The sequence below is a fragment of the Nitrobacter sp. 62-23 genome (assembly GCF_001897285.1).
Classification (GTDB): domain Bacteria; phylum Pseudomonadota; class Alphaproteobacteria; order Rhizobiales; family Xanthobacteraceae; genus Nitrobacter.
This window is the reverse complement of the sequence record NZ_MKSM01000075.1, coordinates 1-1960: the sequence shown is the minus strand read 5'-3', so window position 1 is coordinate 1960 and position 1960 is coordinate 1. Positions and strand designations below refer to the sequence as shown.

Sequence of the window (1960 nt, the reverse complement as noted above, 5' to 3'; positions counted from 1 at the left end):
CCGACAGCATGAACCAGCGCGCGGTGTCGGCGCCGTAGCTGCCGATGATGTCGTCGGGGTCGACGGTGTTGCGCTTGGACTTCGACATCTTCTCGACCGCGCCGATGCTGATCTCCTCGCCCGAGGCGATCAGGCTGGCGCGGCGGCCGTTGCCGGCGACTTCGATCTTCACTTCGTCGGGGGAGGCCCAGCCGCCGTCGGCCTTGCGGTAGGTCTCGTGCACCACCATGCCTTGGGTGAACATGCCCTTGAAGGGCTCGTCCATGTCGACATGGCCGGTTGCTTTCATCGCGCGGGTGAAGAAGCGCGAATAGAGCAGGTGCAGGATCGCGTGCTCGACGCCGCCGATGTACTGGTCGACCGGCATCATGCGGTTGGCGATCGCGGGCGTGGTCGGCGCGGTCTCGTTCCACGGGTCTGTGAAGCGCGCGAAATACCAGGACGAGTCCACGAAGGTGTCCATGGTGTCGGTTTCGCGCGTGGCCTTGGCCCCGCACTTCGGGCAGACGACGTGCTTCCATGTCGGATGATGGTCGAGCGCGTTGCCGGGCTTGTCGAAGGTGACATCCTCAGGCAGCGTGACCGGCAGGTCCGTCTCCGGCACCGGCACCACGTCGCACTTCGGACAATGGATCACCGGGATCGGACATCCCCAGTAGCGCTGGCGCGAGATGCCCCAGTCGCGCAGGCGGAAATTCACCTTGCGCTCGGCGACCGGCATGTTGCCGCGCATCTCGCCTTCCAGCCGCTTGGCGACCTCTTCCTTCGCCGCATCGGCGGTCATGCCGTCGAGGAAGCGGGAGTTGATCATCCGCCCGTCGCCGTCGTAAGCCGTGTCGGTGATGACGAAGCTCGCGGGGTCCTGTCCCTCGGGGCAGACCACCGGCGTGTTGCCGAGCCCGTATTTGTTGACGAAGTCGAGGTCGCGCTGATCGTGGGCCGGGCAGCCGAAGATGGCGCCGGTGCCGTATTCCATCAGGATGAAGTTGGCGACATAGACCGGCAGAGCCCACGCCGCGTCGAACGGATGAATGGCGCGGATGCCGGTGTCGAAGCCCATCTTCTCCGCGGTGTCGATCTCGGCCTGCGCGGTGCCGCGCCGCTTGCACTCGGCGATGAATTCGGCGAGCGCGGGATTGTCTTTCGCCGCCGACTGCGCCAGCGGATGATCCGGCGCGATCGCCATGAACTTCGCGCCGAACAAGGTGTCGGGACGCGTGGTGAAAATCTTCAGCTCGCTCTCACCGTTCGGCGTGGTCGCGGCGTCGAGCGCGAAGCGGACCAAGAGGCCCTCGGAGCGGCCGATCCAGTTGCGCTGCATCAGCCGCACCTTGTCGGGCCAGCGATCGAGCCTGTCGAGGGCGTCGAGCAATTCCTGCGCGTATTTCGTGATCTTGAAGACCCACTGGTTCATCTCGCGCTGCTCGACCACGGCGCCGGAGCGCCAGCCGCGGCCGTCGATCACCTGCTCGTTGGCGAGCACGGTCATGTCGACCGGATCCCAGTTGATCTTGCGCTTCTCGCGCTCGGCGAGACCGGCGCGCAGGAAGTCCAGGAACATCTTCTGCTGGTGCTTGTAATAGGACGGGTCGCAGGTCGCGAATTCCCGCGCCCAGTCGAGCGACAGCCCGATCGAGCGGAGCTGCTTTTTCATCGCGGCAATGTTGTCGTAGGTCCACGCCTTGGGCGCAACCTTGCGCTCGATCGCGGCGTTCTCGGCGGGCAGGCCGAAGGCGTCCCAGCCCATCGGGTGCAGCACGTTGTAGCCCTTTGCGCGCATGTAGCGGGCGATCACGTCGCCGAGGGTGTAGTTGCGGACATGGCCGATGTGGATCCGCCCGGACGGATAGGGGAACATCTCCAGCACGTAGTATTTTTCGCGCGGGTCGTCGTTTTTGGTCGCGAAGATCGCCTGCCTGTCCCACTCGGCTTGCCAGCGCGGTTCGGCGTCACGGGCGTT

At 65.4% G+C, this 1960-nt stretch carries 1 protein-coding gene; it reads right to left on the bottom strand.

Annotation, left to right across the window (positions count from 1 at the left end; all coding sequences use genetic code 11):
• Positions 1-1960 (bottom strand): leucine--tRNA ligase (gene leuS / locus BGO16_RS06505; protein WP_292617781.1); only part of this gene is annotated, 1960 nt, incomplete at both ends.